This window comes from Pseudofrankia saprophytica (assembly GCF_000235425.2).
GTDB lineage: Bacteria > Actinomycetota > Actinomycetes > Frankiales > Frankiaceae > Pseudofrankia > Pseudofrankia saprophytica.
The window spans coordinates 8,041,918-8,059,644 of sequence record NZ_KI912266.1 but is presented as its reverse complement, the minus strand read 5'-3'; the positions used below and the strand labels follow the sequence as shown (position 1 = coordinate 8,059,644).

Here is a 17,727-nt window from a genome sequence, read left to right as displayed (position 1 = left end):
CGGCGGATCCTGATACCTGATCCCTCGCCCAGCGCTCTCGGATTCCGCTATGTGGGGAGCGGGGCGCCAGCGGCGACGGCGATGACGCCGGCCGCGGCCGCGGCGAGCAGGGTGAGGACGACGCCGCGGCGCGCCGCGACCAGCAGCACCGCGGCGCCGGCCAGGATGGCGTACTGCCACGCCTGGCCGAGCGCGAGCGCGAGCGGCACCGCCGAGCCGAGGATCGCGCCTGCCGCCGCCGGGCCGGCGCCGTCGAGGAAGGCGCGTACCCGGGGCTCGCCGCGCAGCTGGTCGAAGCGTCCACCACCGGCCAGCACGAACGCGAACGACGGCCCGAAGGCGACCGCGGCGGCCAGCAGACCGCCGCCCACGCCGTAGGCCGCGTAGCCGACCGCGGCCACCGTGTGGACGACCGGCCCAGGGGTGACCTGCCCGAGCACCACCGCGTTGAGGAACTGGCCGGCGGTCATCCAGTGGTAGTGGTCGACGGCGTCCGCCTGCATCAATGGAATGATCACGAAGCCGCCGCCGTACGACAGGGCGCCGACCTTGAACGCGACCCAGACGAGCGCCAGCAGCCCGCCGGCACCCACCGCGGACACCGCGCCCGCCAGCACCGGCAGCGGCGCGCCGGCCCGCACCCGCCCTTCGCCCCCGTCGCCCCCGTCGCGCCCGCTCGCTCGCCTGCCTGGGCCGGTGTCTCCCTCGGGCTCGGCCGAACGTGTGGCTCGAGTCTCCTGGGCCGCAGCCGTGACCTGCGCCGTCTCCGGCGAGCCACTCACGGCCTCGGCCGATCGACTCCCCGCTGGGGGGCGCAGGGCCGACGTCGCCAGCTCGACCGCGCCGCAGGCCAGCAGGACGAGCACCACCCACGGGCCGACCGTCGCCGCCGCGGCCATCCCCGCGACCAGGTACACCGGCCACCGCAGCCGGCCGAAGCGGCCGATGGCCCTGATCCGCCGCCAGCTCGCAGGCAGCAGCGCGAGGCCGGCCTGCACCGCGACCGCCGCGACCGCGGCGCCCGCGCCTGCTCCCGCCGCCCGCACCCAGCGCGGCGGCGAGCCGGCGAGGAACACCGCCGCCAGCGCCAGGGTCGCCACCAGCCCTGGCCCGATGAAGGCCAGCCCGCCGACGATCGCCCCGGCCCTGCCGCGCACCCGGAAGCCGCAGTAGATCGCCAGCTGGGTGGACGCCGGGCCGGGCAGCAGGTTGCAGGCCGCGACCGCGTCCTCGAACTCGGTGGCGGACAACCACCGGTGCCTGTCCACGCACAGCGCCCGCAGCAGCGCGATGTGTGCGGGCGGCCCGCCGAAGCCGACGCACCCGATCCGGCCCCAGGCGCGCAAAACGGTGACCAGGCCCGGTCGAGTGGGCGCCTCGGCCAGCGGTAGGTCCAGCCCCACAGATCATCCTCCGAAGCGCGACGGTCGTCCGATGTTGCCCGTCGGCCACGCACCCGCCAACGGCTGCTGGGAAAACCAGGGGTGAATGGTCGGGGTTCGCCCTAGCCGGGCGGTATAGGAATCCTGTCCTGGAGGGGTCTCGGTGGCCCGGAGTAGGCGGCCGTTACGGTGTGGGCTCGGCCCCGTCGGTCGACGCTGGCTGCGGGCCGTTCCGCGCTCACATCGATGGATGGAGACCCGGGTGACCTCTACCCCCGTTTCGGTGCTGCTCGACGGCCGGTCGTTCCTGGAGTGCCCTCGCTGGCACGACGGCCGGCTGTGGGTGTCCGACCAGTACCTCGGCGAGGTGCTGGCGGTCGACCCGGTCAGCGGCTCGGCCGAGGTGGTCGCCCAGGTCCCGGGCGAGCCGGCCGGGCTCGGCTGGCTGCCCGACGGGCGACTGCTCGTCGTCTCGATGCGCGACCGGCACCTGCTGCGCCAGGAGCCGACGGGTGAGCTCGCCGTGCACGCCGACCTGTCCAGCTTCTGCGACGGCAAGCTCAATGACCTGGTCGTCGACGAGCACGGCCGCGCCTATGCCGGGAACTTCGGCTTCGACGTGATGGCCGGCGAGGAGCCCCGGCCGACCGTGCTCATCCGCGTCGACCCAGACGGCACGGCCACCGTCGCGGCGAAGGACCTGATGTTCCCGAACGGCGCGGTCGTCCTCCCGGCCGGCGCCGGCGGCCGGCCGACGCTGGTGGTTGCCGAGACGTTCGCGTACCGGCTGACCGCGTTCGACGTGGCCGAGGACGGCGCGCTGGTCGGCCAGCGGGTCTGGGCCGACCTCGCCTCCGGCGGGCTGCGGGTGCCCGAGCTGCCGGCCGACGACCGGCTCACCGCCGTTGACGGCATCTGCGCCGACGCCGAAGGCGCGGTCTGGGTCGCGGACGCCTTCCACAACAGGGTGCTGCGGGTGCGCGAGGGTGGCGAGGTCCGCGCCGAGGTGTCGACCGGCGAGGAGGGCGCCTACGCCTGCGTGCTCGGCGGCGAGGACGGGCGGACCCTGTTCATCTGCACCGCCCGCTCCTTCGTGGACGACGAGCGCCGCGCGACCCGGGAGTCCCGAGTGCTCACCTGCCGCGTCGACGTACCCGCCGCCTAGAGAGCCAAAGGGTGTGCGAAAATGATCTTCTTTCGCATGCCCGGAGGCCGTTGCCCCGGGATCACTGATGGTCGGCACCGAAAGCGTCGTGGCGGATACCCCATGTGCCTGGAAGATGCGGCATCGTAGATAGATACGGGACTGCGCCGCTCTGCAGGCAGTGGGGGGAAATGCCGTATGCCGGCCCGCGCTCTTGACACGTTCTCCGCGGTGTACTTCCGCGGCCTGGCTGTGCTGCGCGCCCTCGTCGTGCTGTTCACCGTCAGCTATGTCGGGATCTGGTGGCGCGACTGGTACGGCCAGCGCCCGGGTGGCCTGGTCGGCCCGGCGCTCGTGGTGGCCTGGAGCCTGGTCTACATCGCGGTCACCGCCCGGCGGGCGCTGCCGCGGGCGCTCGTCCTCGTCGACGTCGCCATCGGGATCGCCGTCGGGCTGACGGCGCCGTGGACGGTGCCCGACGCCTCGCTGGGTGACCCCAGCTCGTGGGTCCTGCTCACCGTCGTGTTCGCCGCGCTGAGCGCGGTCTGCGCGCTGCGCACCCGCTTCTCGCTGGTGGCGATCCTGGCCCTCGCCTGCGCCCACTTCATTCCGGCCCATGACCACCGGCCACAGGTCGTCACCTCCACCGGGCTGTTGCTGTTCATCGGGCTCGCGCTGCGCCAGGGGGTGGTCCGGATCCGCCGGGTGGCGCTGGACGCCGACGCCTGGCTGGACGCGGTCGGCGCGCGGTCGCGTGCCGAGCTGGTCGCCGCGGCGCGCGCGCGGTCGGCGCGCTCGAGCGAGCGCTTCCTGCACGACACGGTGCTGAACATGCTCGCCGGCATCGGCCTCGGCGGTGTCGGCGACGCCGGTGTGGGCGGTGGCGCCGGTGGCGAGACCGCCGGCACCTCCTCGGGCGAGGCGGGTCTCGCGCGAGCCAGGGCGCGCTGTCGCCGCGTCGTCGCGCAGGTGGAGCAGCTGCTGGCCAGCTCCGGCAGCACCGCCGACGCCCCCGGCGACTCGGACGGCGAGCTGGACCGGCAGGTGCGCGCGGTCGCCGAGGAGGCTGTCGACGACGGCCTGGACGTGACGCTGACCTTCACCCGGGTCGACGACCGGCGGTGGCCACTGCCGGCCAGGCGGGCGCGCGACGCCGAGCCGGCCGGGCCCGCGGCCGAGCTCCTGCCCACGGACGTGGTGAACGCGCTCGCCGCGGCGATGCGCGAGGCGCTGACCAACATCCGCCGGCACGCCGGCGTCGGCGCGGCGCGCGTCAGCGTCAACCGCTGGCGGGACGGGGTGCGCGTCGAGATCGAGGACGACGGCGTCGGCTTCGACGCGGTCCGCTACGACCCCGCGGCCACTCGCACCGCCGCCGCTGTCCCGGCCGGTGACGGCCCGGACGAGGAGGCCCACCTCGGCGTCAGCGGCTCGGTGCACGGCCGGATGGCCGACGTCGGTGGCTGGGCCGGGATCGAGTCGGTCCCCGGGCAGGGCACCCGGGTCGAGCTGGACTGGCAGGCGCCGCGGCCCGTTCCCGCCGGGTCGGCCGACGGCGCCGACCTGCGCCGGGACTACGAACGGGCCATCCGCCGCGCCGTCGGCGTCGCCCTGCTGGCCGGCGTCGTGGTGCTCGCGCTGCCCGCGGTGGCCTTCCGCGCGCACTCCGAGCCGTCGCTGGACCTCCTCGCGCCGATCGCGTCGTACGCGTCGCTCCTGCTGTGGGTGGTGGTGGCCGGCGGGGCGCTCCGGATCGCCGCCGTCACCTGGTGGCGCCCGCTGACGGGCGTCGAGTCGCTGACGGCCCTTGGTTTCATCGTCGCGATCGTCCTGGCCGGCGCGGCGACCACCTCCGGCACCGACGTGATCAGGATCTACGACTGGGCCGGGATTCTGGCGCCGACGGTACTGCTCCTCCCGATCACCGTGTCCAGGCCGGCTCGGCAGTGGGTCGCGGCCGTGACGGTGGTGCTCGCGGTGGCGCTGGCGGTCAGCCTGCCCCGGATCGGCACGGCGCCGCTGGAGCTGATCCGGATGCTCGGCACCCTCTACGGGATCTCGACGGTCCAGCTGCTGGTGACGACCGCCGGGCCGGTGCTGCGGGCGACCGCCGACGCGACCACGCGGGCGGCGCACCTCGAGGCGGAGCTGGGCGCGCACCAGGAGGCGGCCGCCGTCGTGCGCCGGGACCGGGCGCGCCGGCTCGCCCGGCTCAACGGGGACGTGCTCCCGCTGCTGCGCGCGGTCGCGGACGGCTCGGCCGACCCGCGCGACGAGCAGGTCCGCCGGCTCTGCGCGAACCGGGCCAGGGCGCTGCGCCGGATGCTGTCCGGCTCCGGTGGGCGGGCCGGGCCGCTCGCCGAGCTGGAGACGGCGATCGACGCCGCCGAGGCGCGCGGCGCGACCGTCAACCTCCAGGTCGCCGGCGAGTTCGCCGACATCCCCTACGAGGTCCGCGACGAGCTCGTCGACCTGCTGAGCGAGACCCTGCGGGTGGCGCCGCCAGGCCGGGTGACCGTGACCCTGATGTGCGACGGCCGTACCGGCGACGGCTACATCTCCTATCCCGCGGTCTCCTATCCCGTGGTCATCCTCGCCGGCGCGGGCACCGCCGCCGGCGCCCCCAGCCGCTCGACGGTCCCGGATGGCCAGGCGGCCTCCGGCGGTCCGGGCACCACGTCGTCCGTGGCCATCCTCGACGGCGCGGCGCCCCCGGACGAGGTGGTCCCGCTGGACGGCACGGGCTGGCCGCGGACCTGCGCGCTGGTCACCCGGGTCGAGCTGGACGAGGACAGCACGATCGTCGAACTGGCCTGGCCGGCGCCGGCCAGCGCCGGCTGATCAGCCGGTTCAGCCGGTTCAGCCGGCGGGGCGCCTGCCCGGGGCGAGGCCGCCTAGACCCGCTCGCCGGCGACGAAGTCGACGAGCTGGGCCGCGCGCGGCAGGGCGGCGGCCCGGTCCGCCGCCACCAGGCCGATCCGGGCGCGCCGGTCGAGTAGGTCGTCGACGTCGAGTGCTCCCTCGTGCCGTAGCGCGAACAGCAGTTCCGCGCCCGTGACCGACGTCCCGGGAGCGATCGGCGCGAGCAGATCCGGATTGCCTCGCGCCTCGGCGAGCACGGCGGGTGCCTCGGTGCCGTACCGCTCGACCAGCCGCCGCGGCGCTTCGACGGCGGCGAGCTGGGCGCGCGGCGCCGCGCCGACCAGCGGCAGCCGGGCGGTACGGCAGGCTCCGGCGGCGAGACCGGCCCGCGAGACCGCCAGATCCACCGCGTCGCGCGCCATCCGGCGATACGTGGTCAGCTTGCCGCCGACGACGGTGACGACCCCGTCTGGGCCGACGAGCACGGCGTGCCGGCGGGACAGGTCGGCGCTGCGAGACGCGCGTGGGAGGGCGGGAGCCGCGGATGCGGCAGGAACCCCGGAAGGACCACGGCCGCGTAGTGGGTGCCTGATCGAGCGGACCAGCGACGCGGCGGCCCGGCCCGAGGAGCCAGCGGTGTCCGCGACGTCGAGGAGCGGGCGCAGCCCGGCGAACGCGCCGAGCACGTCGGCGCGGTCCAGCGGAGCGTCCAGCACGCCGGAGACGACGCCGAGCAGCTCCTCGACCTCGGCGGCGGTCGGCCGGGGCACATCCTCCACCGTGTCGGCCGGGACGTCGGTGAGACCCACGTAGACCCGGTCGTCGTCCTGCGGCAGCACCAGCGCGTAGCGGTTGCGCTTGCCCGGCATCGGCACGGTCAGCGCGGTGCGGGTGCCCCCGAACGCGCCCGCGGCGACCACCAGGTGGGTGCCCCGGCTCGGCCGCAGCCGCACCTCGGGCGCGAGCGTCGGCGCCCACACCCCCGTCGCGTTCACGACCGCGCGGGCCCGCAGCGAGAACGTCGAACCGGTCAGGGTGTCCTCGACGAGCGCCCCGGTGCCGTCGAGCGTGCGCGCCCGCAGCCGGGTGAGCACCCGCGCGCCGTGGGCCGCGGCCGTGCGCGCGATCGCGACGACGAGGCGCGCGTCGTCGACCAGCTGGCCGTCCCAGTAGATCAGCCCGCCGCGCAGTCCGGCCTCGCTGAGGGCCGGCGCGAGCTGGTGTGTCTCGACGGCGGTGAGCCGACGCGGCGGCGGCAGCGTGCCGCTGGGGGTGCGCGCGGCGCGGCGCAGCACGTCGGCGACCCGCAGGCCCGCGGTCATCACCGCCGCGTCGGTACGCCGTACGGCCGGCGTCAGCGGCACCAAGATCGGTACCGGGTGGACCAGGTGCGGCGCGGTCCGGCGCAACAGGATGTCCCGTTCGGTGGCGCTCTCCATCGCCAGCCCCAGGTCGCCGCTGGCGAGGTAGCGCAGCCCGCCGTGGACGAGCTTCGAGCTCCACCGGCTGGTGCCCCAGGCGAGGTCGCGCGCCTCGACGAGCGCCACCGACAGCCCCCGGCTCGCCGCGTCGAGGGCGACGCCGGCACCGGTCACCCCGGCGCCGACGACCAGCAGGTCGACGACCTCGCCGCCGGCCAGGCGGGCCAGCTCGCGCTCGCGGCGCGCCGGCGACAGCGACCCGCCCGGCGTAGGTGTCGAGATGGGTCCAACCCCGTTCATCGCGTCCTCCCTCTGCCGCGCCTGGCGTTGGGTGTGGCGTCGGGGTGCGGCGTTCGCGACACCAGCGTGCGTGGTCGGCCGGGCAGCGTCCACCCCGACCTGCCCAACGACTCGGCCCTTCCAACGACGCAGGTCCGCCAATCGGGGCCATACGGATAACGCGGTGGCGGTGACCCTTGCCACACCACCGAAGCGGCCGCCCCGGGCCCAGGCGCGGCGGGTTGCCAGCGGGGGCAGGGGGAGCAGAGTTGTCGGGGTGACCGAGTCGCCGAATCCACCGGACAGCCTCAGCCAGCGCCTGGCCTCGCCCGAACGGGCCGGTGACGCCGGCGACCTGGCCTGGTGGGGATGGGGGAGCCCCGACGAGCGGGCGGAGCTGCCCGAGGCGGTCCGGACGCTGCTCGTCGACGGGCTTGGCTTCGCCGAACGGCCGAGCCCGCCGGTGGATCTCGGCGCCGTCGAGCTCGCGGTGTCCGCGCTGCCCGGGCCCGCGCGCGCCGCCCTGGCCGCCATCCTCGGCGCCGAGCACGTCCGCGACGACCGGGAGGTCCGGATCCGGCACTGCCGGGGACGGTCCACCCCCGACCTGCTCGCGCTGCGCGCCGGCGACGCCTCCGCCGCCCCGGACGCGGTTCTGCTGCCGGCCAGCCACGACGAGGTCGCCGCGGTGCTCGCCGCCTGCGCCGAGCACCGCGTCGCCGTCGTGCCGTTCGGCGGCGGCACCTCCGTCGTCGGCGGTCTCGCGCCGGCCAGGGCCGGCTTCGCCGCCGTCGTCGCGCTCGACCTGCGCCGGATGAACCGGCTGCTCGACGTCGACCCGGTCTCGCTCACCGCCACGCTGGAGCCGGGGCTGCGCGGCCCCGCGGCGGAGGCGCTGCTCGCCGTGCACGGCCTGACCCTCGGCCACGTCCCGCAGTCCTGGGAGTACGCGACCATCGGCGGCTTCGCCGCGACCCGTTCCAGCGGGCAGGCGTCCAGCGGCTACGGCCGGTTCGACGCGGTCGTCGTCGGGCTGCGGGTGGCGACGCCGCTCGGCGGCTGGGAGCTCGGCCGCGCGCCGGCGTCCGCCGCCGGCCCCGACCTGCGCCAGCTGGTGCTCGGCTCGGAAGGCGCGTTCGGGGTGATCACCGCGGTGCGGGTGCGGGTGCGCCCGCTGCCGGCGGAGCGGCGCTACGAGGGCTGGCGGGTCGGGACGTTCGACGCCGGCCTCGACCTGATGCGCGAGCTGGCCCAGCGCGACCTGCTCCCGGCGGTCGCCCGCCTGTCCGACGAGCTGGAGACGGCCGCGGGCGCCGCCACCCCGCACGGCGCCGGTGAGCCGACCGGCGACGGCACGGACGGCGACGGCGCGGACGGCGCCGGCGCGGGGCCCGGATGCTACGTCGTGCTCGGGTACGAGGGGGAGCCGGAACGGGTACGCCGGCACGCCGCGGATCTCGCCGAGCTGCTGCGCGCCCGCGGCGCCCGCCCGCTGGGCACCGAGGTCGGCGACGACTGGGTGCGCGGGCGGTTCCACGGCCCCCGCCTGCGCGACGCGCTGCTGGACGCGGGCATGTTCGCGGAGACGCTGGAGACGGCCACCTTCTGGTCGGGGCTCGGCGGTCTGTACGCGGGGGTCAGCGGCGCGCTCGCCGAGGCCTACGCCGCCGCAGGGGTGCCGGTGGTGGTCCTCTGCCACGTCTCGCACCTGTACCCGACCGGCGCTTCGCTGTACTTCACGGTGGTCGCCGGCCACAGCGACGACCGCGCGGGCCTGTGGGCCCGGGCGAAGGCGGCCGCGAGCGCGGCGATCGTCGCCGCCGAGGGGACGATCACCCATCACCACGCCGTCGGCACCGACCATCGCCCCTGGCTCGGCGCCGAGATCGGCGACGTCGGCGTCGCCGTGCTGCGCGCCGTCAAGCGGGCGCTCGACCCTGCCGGCATCCTCAACCCCGGTGTGCTCGTCCCGGAACTGCCCGCGTCCGTAGGGCTGCCGGCGTCCGTGGGGGTCGGCGCGCCCAGAGCGGGATCGATAGGCTGACGGTGCCGCCTACGACATTCGGTAGAACCGACGGTGGGACCGGGTCGAGGCGGGAGCTTGAGGATCTTCCCCCGTGGGTGGGGGCGCGAGAGGGGTGCGCAGTGGTAATCGGGGCAATAGTGATCTTCGCGCTGTTGATGGCGATCCCGCCGTTGATCGTCTTCCCGCCGATCTTCTACTACTACCGGAAGTCGGCTCCGCTGCGCGCCCAGGCTGAGCTCGACCGCACGCGCAGGGCCCGCGAGCTGGTCGGCCGCTAGCCAGGCCGCCCGGATCGCGGCCGGCCCGGCGACCGGTCTGGCCGCCGGCCGGTCCTCGGCCCGGTCGGCGGGCTTTCGTCGCCGGGTCGGGTTCGAACAAATTTTCGGCGCCCTGGTCGTGCGGCGGCGCTCGAACGGTCCAAGATGGGCCTATGCCACGGGAGATGCCGGCCGCGGCCACGGGCGCGGCGACGGCCAAGGGCGCGGTCGCGGCCAAAGGCCCGCCCGCGCCCGAGCCGGCGCCGGCGCCCGCGACGCGCGGGCTGGTGCTCGTCGGCCCTGGTGCCGCGTTCGGCACCGAGCTGCTCGCCCGGTTCGGGCGGGAGGGCTTCCGGCTCGGCGTGGTGGCCCGCTCCGCCGACACGATCGCCCGGGTGACCGGGGAGCTGGCCGGCGCCGGGCTGACCATGCGCGGCGCGGTCGCCGACGTCACCGACGCCGCCGGCCTGGCCGCGACGCTGGCGGGGCTCGCGGCGGATCTCGGCGGCCTGACCGTGCTCGTCTACAACGCGAAGCTGTCGATCCGCGGCAGCGCGCTCTCCGTCCCCGCGGACGTCCTCAACCAGACGCTCGCCGTCAACGTCACCGGTGCCCTCACCGCGGTCCAGGCCGCGACGCCGCTGCTGGTCGACCGGGTCGGCGCGACGATCCTGGTGACCGTCGCCGGCAGCCGTACCGAGCCGCCCGCCGGTCGGTTCGCGCTCGCGGTCGGCAAGGCGGGGCTCGCGACGCTCGCCGCCGCCGTGAGCCCGGCGCTCGCGGACCAGGGGGTCCGGATGCGCACCGTCGTCCTGGACGGCAAGGTCGGCCCCGGCGGCCCGCTGCGCCCCGAGGCGGTCGCCGACCACTTCTGGCAGGCGTACGCGTCCCCGCGCGGCGCGGTCTTCCGGCTCGCCCCGCCCGGCCCCCGCCGGTCCGCCGCCACTCTGCCCCTCGAGGTCTGAGCAGGCCCCTCGAGGTCCCGAGCCTTGCCCCTCGATACCTGAGCCGCGTACGGTCCGCCGAGCGCCCGGCTCCGCCTGTCCGTGAAACTGGGGCGCCACCTCGCGGACGGCGGCGGTGTCGTGACGCTGGGAAACGTCGGAAACTGGACACCCGCCCCGTGGTTACGATCACCCCCTCAGCGCTCCCAGCCGGGTCTGGACGTGGGACCATCCGATGGATGAGCCGACGGGGTGGGGAAGTCCTCGCGCGCGTGGGTCGGCGCGGCCCTGATGGGAGATGACCCCGTGAACAACCCAGCAGACGACGAGGCGTACGAGCCCGGCGAGGTCGCCCGGGCCCGACGCGACTCCGCGGACAGGAGCGGGCGGGGGGCCCCGAACCGCCCGGGCGCGCCGAGCGCGCCGCCGCCGCCTCCTGAGTCGTTCCGGCCCGCGAGCCCGCCGCCCCCGGCGGACTGGTTCAAGCCGGCCTCCGGGCGCGATGGCGATGCCGGCGCTGGCGGCGGCAAGCCCGCCCGCGGCTCCGGTCGTGGGACGGCCAGGTCGCGTCGCGACGCCGGCGGCGCCGGCGGCCCGGGAAGCGCCGGTTACACCTCGCAGCCCGGCATCCCCGTCGAGCGGTACCCGACCCCGCGTCCCGGCGAGTTCCCGGCACCGGTCCCGCCGACCCGCCGCCAGCAGCCGCCGGCTCCCGCCAGCCCGCCCAGGCCCCAGGGGCGTTCCGGCGGGGAGCGGCCCACCGAGTACATCGGCCGGGTCGGCTCCGGCGGGGGCGCCGGTGCCCGGACGCCGGGCCAGGGCGGCGGGGCCGGCAGGCCGACCGAGCAGCTGGGCTACGGCCAGCGCGACACCGGTGCCGACTACCACGATCCCGCGGTCGACACCAACGCCGTCACCGAGTTCAGCGAGGCCTCCGCCCAGGCCCCTCCGGGGGGCTGGCAGGCCGCCGGAGCGGGTGGCGGCTGGCGCGACGGCACGGCCGGCCTGCCGCAGGCCGCGGCCGGCACCGGCGGCACGCCGATCCCCGGCGCCGGCACGGCCGAGCAGAAGCCACCGAAGCGGCGCCGCCGCCGCGGCCGGGTGATCGCGCTCGTCGTGGTCCTGCTGCTGCTGGTCCTGGCCATCCCGCTCGACCGCGTCGCGGCGCACATCGCCGTCGGCCAGATGCGCAAGCAGGTCGAGGTGGCCGTGGCCCAGAACATGAAGCCCGGGCAGCAGCCGCCGATCGTGCGCAAGGTCAGCCTCGGCGGCTTCCCGTTCCTCACCCAGGTCCTGTTCGGCAAGTTCAAGGACATCGGCGTCTCGCTGGAGAACATCCCGACCACCGCGGACGGGCCGAAGATCTCCGGCGTCGACGCGCACCTGAAGGGCGCGCACGTCCCGCTCGGTGACGCGATCTCGAACAACGTCGGCAAGGTTCCGGTCGACGACGTCGAGGCGACCGTGCGGATCAGCTACGACGAGATCAACGCCTTCCTCAAGGACAAGCAGTTCGGCTGGCAGCTCGCGCCCGTCGACGGCGGCAAGAAGGTGCAGATCACCGGTTCGACCGAGCAGTCGCTCCCCGGCGTCGGCAAGGTCAATGTGCAGCTGACCGGCGTGGGGTCCTTCACGGTGGAGAACAACCAGCTCAAGATCACCCCGTCTGACGTCGAGGTCAAGGTCGATACGCCGCTGGGCGGCCTCCCCGGTGGAAGTCTCCCGATCGGTGACCTGACGTCGAACGCCTCCATTCCCGTTCCGCTGCCCCTGCCGGACAACCTGCCGTTCGACCTGACCATCGTCAGCGCCGGGACGACGACGACCGGCCTGTCCGTGTCGGCGACCGCCAAGGACGTCGTGCTGCCCGCCCAGTCCAAGTAGCGCACTGTCACCCTGGAGCCCGGGCGGACCGCGGCCCAGGCTCCAGGGTGGCCGGGCTTTGGGCACGTTCCGTGATACCGGACGGGGTTCGCGGTGGTCACGGGTCGCTCCGGGGGCGGACCAAGGTCAGGTCAACGACAGACCTGGGCCCGCTGTCCCCGAGGAGAGGATGCTCGGACCCGTCCGATTCGGACAACAGTCCGTGGATCGGTACCGTCGTCGGAGCGCGTACGCGGCCCTCGGGGGGAGCGTTCGTCGGACCGGTCGCCAGGCAGGAGGAGCGGAATCCGGATGGTGGTTGGTGAGGTCGACGGCCTCACGGCGTGTGACCGGCCGCGGTCGTTGCGCGCCAGCAGGTCTCTTTTCCCAGAAGTACCGGGGGTGAGAGGGCCGATCGCTGGTCCGCTCCCTTACCCGGCTCAGAAGTGCCGTGGGGCGCGACGCTACGATCTGCCACAAGATCGGTCGTTTCGTGACGAGGTTGGTCTGGTAGTGGCGCCGTCGAGCTACCCGTTCTGGGTACCCGGGATCTCCCGGGCCCTGGGCGCGCCCGTATTTGGTGGGCAGACGGTTGGCGGACAGAAAGAGCTCGGCGGGGCAGCCCGGCCAGCGTCCCGTCCCGAAGGGGGAGACACGTGTCTACGGCCGTTCTGAGGATCAGCAGCGAGGCCGGCCAGGTCGTCGTACCGACCGGACAACCACGGTTCATCATCGGCCGGGCCCGCAACGCGGACTATGTGATCGCGGATAGCCGGGTGTCCCGGCAGCATCTCATGATCGAGGAGACGGCTGACGGCTGGGCCGTGCGGGACGTGAGCTCCAACGGCACCTGGCTCGGCGGCCAGCGGATGCTGCAGACCGTCGAGGTCCACGGCGAGACGCGGTTCCGGCTGGGTACGCCCACTGGTCCCGAGGTCGCCATCCTCACCGAGTTCCCGTCGCAGCGGTCGCCGTACGACTACGGCGGCGACGCGGGCATGTACGGCGGCGGCGGCGACGCGGACATGCAGACCATGCTGCCGAACCAGGCGGGCTACATCCCGCCGCGTTCGCCCGGCGCCAACCGGCCCACCCGGCCGACCCGGGGTGACGACCTCGACTACCAGGACGCCCGTGCCGGCGGCCAGCGCCAGGGCGAGTACGTCCAGGCCGACGCGCACGCCCGGCTGGACCGCGAGCACGAGCGCAGCAAGACCTACCCCCTGCGCCAGGGCACGATGACGATCGGCCGCGGCCGCGACAACGACATCACCATCACCGACCTGCTCGCCTCCCGGCACCACGCCCAGGTCTCCGTCCGGGGCAACAACGTCGAGCTCGTCGACCTCGACTCGGCGAACGGCTCGTTCCTCAACGGCAAGCGGGTCCAGCGGGGCCGGGTCGGCCAGGGCGACGTGATCGCCGTCGGGCACCACGTCTTCCAGCTCGAGGGCAACCAGCTCGTCGAGTACGTCGACTCCGGCGACGTCAGCTTCGAGGCCGACGGCCTCAACGTCTGGGCGCCCGGCGGCGGCAAGCAGCTCATGCACGACATGACGTTCCGGCTGCCCGGGCGGGCGCTGCTCGGTGTCGTCGGCCCGTCCGGTGCCGGCAAGTCGACGCTGCTCAACGCGCTCACCGGCTTCCGCCCGGCAAACAAGGGCACCGTCCGCTACGCCGGCCGGGACCTCTACGACGAGTACGACGAGCTGCGCCGCCGGATCGGCTACGTGCCGCAGGACGACATCCTGCACACCTCGCTGACCGTGCGGAAGGCGCTCGAGCTGGGCGCCGAGCTGCGCTTCCCGCCGGACGTCACGGCGACGGAGCGTTCCGCCCGGATCGACGAGGTGCTCGGGGAGCTCGGCCTGACCCAGCACGCGAACACGGTCGTCTCCCGGCTGTCCGGTGGCCAGCGCAAGCGGACCTCGGTCGCGCTCGAGCTGCTCACCCGCCCGACGTTGCTGTACTTGGACGAGCCGACCTCCGGTCTCGACCCGGGCATGGACCTCAACGTCATGGAGTCGCTGCGCAAGCTCGCCGACGACGGCCGCACGGTCATCGTCGTCACGCACTCCGTGCTGCAGCTCGACCTGTGCGACTACGTCCTGGTCCTTGCCCCCGGCGGCTACGTCGCCTACTTCGGCCCGCCGCAGGACGCGCTGCCGTTCTTCGGGGAGAGCAACTACCCCCGGGTCTTCCGCGGGCTGGAGGCGACGCCGGGCGCCGAGTCGGCGGCGAACTTCCGCCAGTCGCGGCACTACGTCCCGTCGGCGGTGACCGCGCCGTCGGCGCGGCCGGCGCCGGAAGAGCTGCCCAGCATCCGGCAGCAGTCGGTCGGGAAACAGCTGATCACGCTGAGCCGGCGAACATTCGCGGTCATCGCGTCCGACAAGGGCTACCTACGATTGTCGATCGCACTGCCGTTCGTGCTCGGCGCGATCCCGCTGGCCATCGGCGGCGACTTCAAGGACACCAACGACAACTTCACGCCCAACTCGGACGCGCCCACGATCGTCCTGATCATGGTGTTGTGTGCGTGCTTCATGGGCATGTCGAACTCGATCCGCGAGATCGTCAAGGAACGCGAGATCTATCGCCGAGAACGGGCGATCGGTCTCTCGCGGGGCGCCTACGTGGGCTCCAAGGTCGTCGTACTGGCGATCATCTCGGCGCTGCAGTCGATCCCGTTCACGATCATCGCGATCGGCACCCGGCTACCACCGGACCCGCTGCTCGTGAACACGCTGCTGGAGTTCATGCTCGCGGTGTTCGTGGTGCTCTTCGCCTCCGCCATGGTCGGCCTGATGATCTCCGCGCTCGTGGACAACGCCGACAAGACGATGCCGCTGATGGTGGTCGTCACGATGATCCAGCTGGTGTTCAGCGCCGGCATCGTGCCGGTGACGGGCACGCCCGGCCTCCAGCAGGTCGCGGTCATCTCGCCGGCCCGGTGGGGCTACGCGGCCATGGCCTCGGTCGGTGACTTCAACCTGCTCACCAAGGCGGGCCTGAAGCGTCCGGAGACCAAGAACGGGAAGCCGGTGGCGGGCAGCGAGGTACCGGTCAACCCGCGGGCGCCCGAGCGGGACGCGCTCTTCGACCACACGCCGAAGCAGTACGTGACCGACATCGGGCTCGGCCTCGTCGGCGGAGTCGTGTTCATCGGCATCGCCTCGAGGCTGCTGCGCCGGCTCGACCCGAAGTCGAACAAGAAGCGCGCCAAAGCATCCGCGAGCGCCTGACTCAGGTCCCGCGACCGACGGCGGCGGACGGCTCCTCCCTCAGGAGGACGGTCCGCCGCCGTCGGTGTTTCCCGGCGCCCGCAGGCCTACGCCGGGGTGAGCCGGACCGGGAGTGACTTCAGGCCGTTGTTCAGGTTGGAACGGACCCGGACGGGTGGGCCGGCCAGCTCGATTCCGGTGAACGAGGAGAGCAGCTCCTCGAGGAACACCCGGCCCTCTAGGCGGGCCAGATGGGCGCCGAGGCAGAAGTGCTCGCCCTTGCCGAACGACAGGTGCCGGTTAGGGGAACGGCGGATGTCGAACCTGTCCGGGTCCTCGAAGACCGTCTCGTCCCGGTTGGCGGCGGTGAAGTAGGTGGCGAGCCGGTCACCCGCCCGGATCCGGACGCCGCCGACCTCGGCGTCGGCGGCCGCCGTTCGCCGGAAGTAGTGCAGTGGGTTCGCCCAGCGCAGGATCTCCTCGACCGCGCCCGGCGCGAGCGACGGGTCGGCCCGCAGGTCGGCGAGCTGGTCAGGATGCGCGAGCAGGGCGAGCAGCCCGGAGGACAGCATCGTCTGGGTGGTGTCGTTGCCGGCGGTGACGAGCTGGACGAAGAAGCTGCCGTAGTCGAGATCCGACATCGTCCGGCCGCCGAAGTCGCCGGCCAGCAGCAGGCCGGTCAGGTCGTCGCCGGGTGGCAACGCGCGCCGGCGCGCGGCGAACCCGGCGGCGTACATCGCCATCTCGACGGTCGGCGCCGCCGCGCCCTCGGCGCCGGCCCGGGTCGTGTCGTCGGCGTCCTGGCCGCGGTTGAGGGCCTGCGCCAACCGGTGGACGTAGTCCCAGTCCTCGCGAGGCAGGCCCATCAGCTCACCGACGACGCGGGTGGGCAGCTGCCCCGCGACCTCGCTGACGAACTCGACCGCGTCGCCAGACCGGCCTCGCTCGGCGGCCTCCCGCATGATCGCCCGGGAGGCGTCCCGCACCCGCTGTTCGAGCATGGCGACCGCGCGGTGGGTGAACCGGTGCGCGAGCGGGCGACGGTAGTCCCGATGCCGCGGCGGGTCCATCGCCAGCAGCATGCCGCGCATCTGGGCGAGCCGGTCGGGGGGCAGGTCGTCGAGCACGACACCGCCTTCTTCCGAGCTGAACAGCTCGGGGTCGCACAGCACGCGCTCGACCTCGGCGTAGCCGAGCACCGCCCAGTAACCGGGGGCCGCGGGGCCCGCCGGCACCTCCTGCCAGTGGACGGGAGACACCCGCCGCAGCGCGGCGAACGCCTCGTGCGGCGGCCCGGCGAGGTAGGTGCCCGGGTCGTAGAGGTCGACGAGAGCGCTGGTCGGCATCGCGGTCAGCCGACGAGGACGTTCGGGCGGCCGAGGCCCTGCGCCGCGCAGAGCGCCACGTAGGCGGCGAGCGCCGCCGGGCCGTCGGTCACCGACTCGACCTGCCCGTCCGGCCCCAGATTGAGGTTGCTGCCGTACATCTGGAACCAGACCCGGGTGTCGTCCTCGACGCACATCAGGGTGTGCACGGAACCGGCGGGCTCGTAGAGGAACGACCCGGCGCGGTTCACGTAGTCGTACTCCTTGTACTTCCAGGCCCCGGAGACGGTGTAGCCGTACACCGGACCGGTGTGCCGGTGGGTCGCGACCTCATAGCCGGCCTGGAAGATGTTCTCCACGACCCATAAGCTCTCGTCGGCGCGGACCTGGATCACCTTGAGCTTGCTCCCGCCGCCGATCTCGACGAATGGTAGGTCGTCTGCGCCGACATGGACCGCGGGCGGAGTGCTCGTGCTGTCGAGAATCGTCATGGCAGCTGCCTTTCTGCGTCGTGGGCAGGGGTGGCCGTGGGGAGCGTGGCTGCCGGACCAGCCTGCGAAGGAATACCCGGAAACCCGTCAGGATACGAGGTCCGCGGCGCCGGGATGCGGTTTCCTGACCTTGGCTGGACCGTCACCCAGAACCGGCACGCGGGGGGCGTCAGTTCGGGGCAGCGGCCGGCGGTCCAGCCACCCCCACCGATCTGCCAATGCCCGCAAGACGCTGATCCGTAGGTTCGGCGTCGACGGGGGTCGGGCGGCAGATCGGTGGGGACCCCTCGCTCAGGGGCTGGTGTTGGGCGCGGAAGCTGCCCGGGCTGGGCGATTTCGCGAGCCGGGCCGATTCACACCGATGGCCGGCCGAGTGCTGGTCCGTAGGTTCGGCGTCGTCGGGGCGGAGAGGCGAATCGTGGGCGCCGCGGTGGCCCCGCCACGGCGGCCCGTGCGAGCCGTTCGCTCACCGAGGACGGGAAACCCGCGGGCATCGCCGCGGACGCCTT

General features: G+C 74.2%; 11 protein-coding genes. 7 read left to right on the top strand and 4 right to left on the bottom strand.

What is annotated here, in order from left to right:
• Nucleotides 1–47: 47 nt before the first annotated feature.
• Nucleotides 48–1,403 carry a chromate transporter gene (locus tag FRCN3DRAFT_RS56780; RefSeq protein ID WP_007513641.1) on the bottom strand — a complete coding sequence of 452 codons (1,356 nt, stop codon included), beginning with the start codon at nucleotides 1,401–1,403 and terminating at the stop codon, nucleotides 48–50.
• A gap of 241 nt (nucleotides 1,404–1,644) precedes the next feature.
• Here FRCN3DRAFT_RS56780 and FRCN3DRAFT_RS0234005 point away from each other — a divergent pair, with 241 nt between their 5' ends.
• Nucleotides 1,645–2,547 (top strand): SMP-30/gluconolactonase/LRE family protein, encoded by a 903-nt coding sequence (locus tag FRCN3DRAFT_RS0234005; protein WP_007513644.1) that lies wholly within the window; start codon nucleotides 1,645–1,647, stop codon nucleotides 2,545–2,547.
• A 177-nt stretch (nucleotides 2,548–2,724) separates the two neighbouring features.
• Nucleotides 2,725–5,367 (top strand): ATP-binding protein, encoded by a 2,643-nt coding sequence (locus FRCN3DRAFT_RS0234000; protein WP_007513646.1) that lies wholly within the window; start codon nucleotides 2,725–2,727, stop codon nucleotides 5,365–5,367.
• Between the two features lie 53 nt (nucleotides 5,368–5,420).
• Here FRCN3DRAFT_RS0234000 and FRCN3DRAFT_RS0233995 read toward each other — a convergent pair whose 3' ends face one another.
• Complete coding sequence (locus FRCN3DRAFT_RS0233995) at nucleotides 5,421–7,109, bottom strand: glycerol-3-phosphate dehydrogenase/oxidase (protein WP_007513649.1); 1,689 nt, start codon at nucleotides 7,107–7,109, stop codon at nucleotides 5,421–5,423.
• A gap of 256 nt (nucleotides 7,110–7,365) precedes the next feature.
• On the opposite strand from FRCN3DRAFT_RS0233995, the gene FRCN3DRAFT_RS0233990 reads away from it, so the two are divergent.
• From FRCN3DRAFT_RS0233990 to FRCN3DRAFT_RS0233970, 5 genes are all read left to right on the top strand, one after another.
• Nucleotides 7,366–9,132: an FAD-binding oxidoreductase gene (locus FRCN3DRAFT_RS0233990; RefSeq protein WP_007513651.1), complete on the top strand. Its 1,767-nt coding sequence runs from the start codon at nucleotides 7,366–7,368 to the stop codon at nucleotides 9,130–9,132.
• 101 nt (nucleotides 9,133–9,233) lie between these two features.
• Nucleotides 9,234–9,392 carry a hypothetical protein gene (locus FRCN3DRAFT_RS55580; RefSeq protein ID WP_007513653.1) on the top strand — a complete coding sequence of 53 codons (159 nt, stop codon included), beginning with the start codon at nucleotides 9,234–9,236 and terminating at the stop codon, nucleotides 9,390–9,392.
• Nucleotides 9,393–9,544: 152 nt separating this feature from the next.
• Entirely contained in the window at nucleotides 9,545–10,336 is a 792-nt protein-coding gene (locus FRCN3DRAFT_RS0233980) for an SDR family NAD(P)-dependent oxidoreductase (protein ID WP_007513655.1), read from the top strand.
• A 285-nt stretch (nucleotides 10,337–10,621) separates the two neighbouring features.
• Nucleotides 10,622–12,199: an LmeA family phospholipid-binding protein gene (locus tag FRCN3DRAFT_RS0233975; RefSeq protein ID WP_232794235.1), complete on the top strand. Its 1,578-nt coding sequence runs from the start codon at nucleotides 10,622–10,624 to the stop codon at nucleotides 12,197–12,199.
• Nucleotides 12,200–12,834: 635 nt separating this feature from the next.
• Nucleotides 12,835–15,423, top strand: coding sequence for an FHA domain-containing protein (locus FRCN3DRAFT_RS0233970; protein WP_007513659.1), 2,589 nt, complete (start codon nucleotides 12,835–12,837; stop codon nucleotides 15,421–15,423).
• Between the two features lie 86 nt (nucleotides 15,424–15,509).
• Here the strand turns inward: FRCN3DRAFT_RS0233970 and FRCN3DRAFT_RS0233965 are convergent, their stop codons facing one another.
• Together FRCN3DRAFT_RS0233965 and FRCN3DRAFT_RS0233960 are read right to left on the bottom strand one after the other, a co-directional pair.
• Entirely contained in the window at nucleotides 15,510–16,748 is a 1,239-nt protein-coding gene (locus FRCN3DRAFT_RS0233965) for a cytochrome P450 (RefSeq protein ID WP_007513660.1), read from the bottom strand.
• A gap of 5 nt (nucleotides 16,749–16,753) precedes the next feature.
• Nucleotides 16,754–17,218: a 2,4'-dihydroxyacetophenone dioxygenase family protein gene (locus FRCN3DRAFT_RS0233960; protein WP_007513663.1), complete on the bottom strand. Its 465-nt coding sequence runs from the start codon at nucleotides 17,216–17,218 to the stop codon at nucleotides 16,754–16,756.
• Nucleotides 17,219–17,727 lie beyond the last annotated feature (509 nt).

Coding starts and splice junctions, on each gene's coding strand:
- FRCN3DRAFT_RS0233995 (WP_007513649.1), bottom strand. CDS start 7,109: ATGAACGGGGTTGGACCCATCTCGACACCTACGCCGGGCGGGTCGCTG.
- FRCN3DRAFT_RS0233965 (WP_007513660.1), bottom strand. CDS start 16,748: ATGCCGACCAGCGCTCTCGTCGACCTCTACGACCCGGGCACCTACCTC.
- FRCN3DRAFT_RS0234000 (WP_007513646.1), top strand. CDS start 2,725: ATGCCGGCCCGCGCTCTTGACACGTTCTCCGCGGTGTACTTCCGCGGC.
- FRCN3DRAFT_RS0233960 (WP_007513663.1), bottom strand. CDS start 17,218: ATGACGATTCTCGACAGCACGAGCACTCCGCCCGCGGTCCATGTCGGC.
- FRCN3DRAFT_RS0233980 (WP_007513655.1), top strand. CDS start 9,545: ATGCCACGGGAGATGCCGGCCGCGGCCACGGGCGCGGCGACGGCCAAG.